Origin of the sequence: Mycobacterium sp. (assembly GCF_035603715.1) — a bacterium.
In the GTDB taxonomy this organism is placed as follows: domain Bacteria; phylum Actinomycetota; class Actinomycetes; order Mycobacteriales; family Mycobacteriaceae; genus Mycobacterium.
Genome location: NZ_DATNJW010000438.1, coordinates 1 through 4,236 on the forward strand (window position 1 = coordinate 1; position 4,236 = coordinate 4,236).

The 4,236-nt window shown below is 66.8% G+C and carries 4 protein-coding genes; 1 reads left to right on the forward strand and 3 read right to left on the reverse strand.

The window, feature by feature from the left end; translation table 11 throughout:
• The 3 genes from VN856_RS18120 to VN856_RS18130 all read right to left on the reverse strand — a co-directional run.
• On the reverse strand, positions 1-398 hold a 398-nt coding region (locus VN856_RS18120; RefSeq protein WP_325691500.1), incomplete at its 3' end, for a pyridoxal-dependent decarboxylase.
• A gap of 23 nt (positions 399-421) precedes the next feature.
• Positions 422-1,843 carry an NAD(P)H-hydrate dehydratase gene (locus VN856_RS18125; RefSeq protein WP_325691502.1) on the reverse strand — a complete coding sequence of 474 codons (1,422 nt, stop codon included), beginning with the start codon at positions 1,841-1,843 and terminating at the stop codon, positions 422-424.
• 59 nt (positions 1,844-1,902) lie between these two features.
• Positions 1,903-2,565, reverse strand: a complete 663-nt coding sequence (locus VN856_RS18130) for a rhomboid-like protein (protein ID WP_325691504.1) — start codon at positions 2,563-2,565, stop codon at positions 1,903-1,905.
• A 160-nt stretch (positions 2,566-2,725) separates the two neighbouring features.
• On the opposite strand from VN856_RS18130, the gene VN856_RS18135 reads away from it, so the two are divergent.
• Positions 2,726-4,236 (forward strand): NAD(P)/FAD-dependent oxidoreductase (locus tag VN856_RS18135; protein ID WP_325691506.1); only part of this gene is annotated, 1,511 nt, incomplete at its 3' end.

Below are 4,236 nucleotides of genomic sequence, written 5' to 3' on the forward strand. Positions count from 1 at the left end.
ATGACCGCCTCGCTGGAGCCGATCGTGGAGACCCCACAGGCGCTCGAGGGGTCGTCGTCGCGCAAATTATCGGCGTGGAACAGGTCGGCAACCATGCAGACGCAGCGCTGCTCGATCGCTGCCGTCAGCGGATATTCGTCCTTGTCGATCATGTTCTTGTCGAACGTCTCGGCCATCAGCTTGTCCGCCTGGGGATCCATCCAGGTGGTGACGAACGTCGCCAGGTTCAGCCGCGAGCTGCCGTCGAGCATCAGCTCGTCGTGGATGAAGCGGTAGGCGGCGTCGGGGTCCATCGACTCCTCGGGCAGCCGCAATGCCGGCACCGGGGTGGTGAAGAGGCGGCCGGTGTAGGCGGGCGCGATCGCGTGCGCGGGGACGGACGGGCGACTGGCGGTCATAACGGATCCTTTTCAGTTGGCGGCTAGAGCGCGGCTAAAGCGGTTCGGATGTGGGCGACGATGCGTGACGACGATGTGGGCGCATAGCCCGGGCCCGGGTCGGCGGCCGACAGCTCGGCGGCCCGTGCGTGCACGAAGGCCGCAGCCGCGGCGGCTTCGCTGGGCGGCAACCCCGCGGCCAGCAGGGCGCCGATCATTCCGGACAGCAGATCGCCGGACCCGGCGGTCGCCGCCCAGGACTGGCCGGCCGGGTTGAGGTACACGGGACCACCGGGATCGGCGATGACGGTGACGTTGCCTTTCAGCAGCACGGTCGCCCCGAGCGCGTCGGCGAGTTTGCGGGTGGCGCCGACGCGATCGTCGCCGGGTGGCGCGCCGGCCAGCCGGGCGAATTCGCCGGCGTGCGGCGTCAGCACGGTCGGCGCGCGACGGGACGCGAGCATGTCGGGATGCGCCGCAAGGATGGTCAGCCCGTCGGCGTCGATCAGCACCGGTAGGTCGGTCTCCAAGGCGAACCACAATGCGGCCGCACCGGTTTCGTCGGTGCCCAGTCCCGGCCCGACGACCCAGCACTGCACCCGCCCGGCGGCGGCCGGGGTGGGCGAGGCGATCACTTCGGGCCAGTGCGCAAGCACGTCGCTGTGGGCGCTGCCGCTGTAGCGAACCATCCCGGAGGTCGCCGCGACCGCGGCGCCGGTGCACAGCACCGCGGCACCCGGATAGGTCGACGAGCCGGCCATCACGCCGGTGACCCCCTGGGTGTACTTGTCGTCGTGCGGCCCCGGCACCGGCCAGCGAGCGGCGACGTCGGCCGCGTCGAAGCCGAAGACGTCGGTGGTGGGCAGCTCGAGGCCAATGTCGATCAGCTTCACCCGTCCGCAGTCGGCCAGTGCGTGCGCGGGCTTGAGGCCGCCGAACGTCACGGTCATGGCGGCGTGCACGGCCGGGCCGGTGATCGCGCCGGTAGCGCCGTCGATGCCGCTGGGGATGTCGACGGCGACGACCGGGATCGCTGCGGCATCGACCGCCTCGAAGACCTCGGCCGCGTCCGGCCGCAGCGGCCCGGACCCGGAGATACCGACCACGCCATCGATGACGAGATCGGTTGTCGCGGAGACGCTGTCGACGATCCGGCCGCCGGCATGACGGAAGGCGGCCAGACCCTTCTGATGGGTGCGATCCGGTTTCAGCAGTATCGCGTCCGCAGCCACGCCGCGGCGCCGCAAGAAGGTTGCCGCCCACAGCGCGTCGCCACCGTTGTCGCCCGATCCGACGACAGCGCACACCCGCCGCCCGGCAACCCCGCCGGTGTGGGCGACCAACTCGCCGATGATGGCGGTGGCCAATCCGTAGGCAGCACGGGCCATTAGCGCCCCGTCGGGCAGGCTGGCCAACAGCGGCGCTTCGGCCTCGCGGATCGCGTCAGCCGAGTAGTAGTGCCGCATTGTGCCCAGGTTACTTGTCTCGACGCCCAGCGACGACGAAGCCAAGAATTACGCCGGAATCAGTTACGTGAGCGCGACCCGGCGGTAACCGACCGCGGCCGCTGTCGGGTCAGCGGGTAGCACAGCAGCCCGATGAAGATCGCCGAAAAGTGGCCGATCGCAGTGAAGTTGAACTGTGTGACCAGCAGGACGACGAAGACGGTGATCAACACCGCGAGATAGGCCCACCGCCATGGCCGGGCAATGCGATAGGCCAGCACCGCGATCACACCGACCAGAAAGTAGCTGACCCCGATATCGGTGGCGTGGACCAGTCGCTCCGGTGCGCGGTGAGACTGAATCGCCAGGTACAGCCAACCCTCACTGATGTACGTTGCGCCGATGTGAGCAGTCAATCCGACGGTGAGCCAACGTATTTGACCGAGCCAATGCTCCGCGGGCGCCAGGAACAGCGTGAACAGCAACAGATACGGCGTCCAGGATCGGCCGTCGATCCACAGCAGGCTTTCGAACAGCACATGCAGTGGGTCGGTCGCCAAGTCATGAATGTTGGTGGATGCATGAACCAGAAGGCGATGCAAGTGGCGGCCGGCCTGAAGCTGACGGATCGTGGTGCCCAGCAGCACGGCCAGCCACAGATAGGTCAGCGGCGCAGTTCGCACGAACCGCCACGTCGCGGCCAACCAGCCTCTTAGTCGCGTGCCGAACGGAACGTCTCCCACGGCGCTTACTGTGGCACGGCGCAACCCTGATCCTCGGGATGGACCTCTTGATCCGGTACGACGCCCCGCGTATGGTGGAAAATCAATTACGAAACCCTGCGTATCGTAATCCGGACTTCCGCCGCAGGCGCTCAGCGATGATGCGAAAGGATCACTCTTGGTGCGCAGCCGCTACGCGGGCCAACCTTTCACCACCTCCAGCACCGACATTGCCACCGCGCTCGAGCAGGTCAGCATCCCGACTTTGCTGCTGTCGCTAGTGCACATCACCGGCGACCCACACTTCATCCGTGAGTTCAAACCGGCTGGGATCTTTCTCAACGAGGTCCAGGGCTTCATGTCTGACGAAGACAAAGCGCGGGCGCGGGCCGAGGCGCTCCCGGTGATCAATGACTACCGCGACCGCGGCTGCCCCGAGCCAGCCCCGCTGTCACCCGAGATGATCAGGGAAATGATGGACTGGGCGGTCTGCGAAAACGTGCCCGACGACTACCTGGCGCTGCTCGCCGAGGAGATGGACCTCCAGGGCGTCGACCCGCGCCGGCCGGCTCCGCTGGACTCCGACCGTGCCGCGCAGGTGCCGGTGGTCGTCGTCGGCTGCGGCGAATCAGGGATCTTAGCTGGTATTCGGTTGCAGCAGGCCAACATTCCGTTCACCATCGTGGAGAAGAACGCCGGCCCGGGTGGAACGTGGTGGGAGAACAGCTATCCCGGGGCCCGGGTCGACGTGGCCAATCACTTCTACTGCTACAGCTTCGAGCCCAGCAACGAGTGGTCGCACTTCTTCGCCGAACAACCCGAACTGCAGAGCTACTTCACCCGCGTGATGGCCAAGTACGGCCTGAACGACCATGTGCGTTGGCAGACCGAGGTCGTCGCCGCCGAGTGGGACGACGAGGACGGTCTGTGGACCGTCACCATGCGGGAGGACGACGAGGGTCTCACCGAGATGCAGGCCCGCGCGGTGATCACCGCCGTCGGCCAGCTCAACCGTCCGCACATCCCAGAGATCAAGGGCGCGAAAACGTTTCGCGGGTCGTCCTTTCATTCGGCGAGGTGGGATGACTCGGTCGATCTCACCGGTAAGCGCGTCGCGCTGATCGGCGCTGGCGCCAGCGGCTTTCAGATCGCGCCGGCCATTGCCGACGAAGTCGAGCACCTCACGGTGTTCCAGCGCACCGCACAGTGGATGTTTCCCAACCCGATGTACCACGAGGAAGTCGGCGACGGCGTGCGCTGGGCGATGGACCACCTGCCGTTCTACGCGCGCTGGTACCGATTCCTGGTGCTGTGGCCCGGGTCCGACAAAGGGCTCGACGCGGCGCGGGTCGACCTGTCTTACGCCAACCAGGATTACGCGGTCAGCGAGATCAATGCTATTGCCCGCCTGATGTTCACCGACTGGATTACCACCCAGGTGGACGGTGACGAGGAGCTGCTGGCCAAGGTGTTACCGGACTATCCGGCCACCGGCAAGAGGACGCTGCAGGACGACGGCACCTGGCTGCGCACGTTGCGCCGCGACAACGTCGACCTGGTCCGCACGCCGATCCGGGAGATCACCGCCGACGGCGTCATCACCGAGGACGGCGAAACCCACGACGTCGATATCATCGTCTACGCCACCGGGTTTCGGCACACCGACGTGCTGTGGCCGATGACCATCACCGG

Coding starts and splice junctions, on each gene's coding strand:
- VN856_RS18125 (WP_325691502.1), bottom strand. CDS start 1,843: ATGCGGCACTACTACTCGGCTGACGCGATCCGCGAGGCCGAAGCGCCG.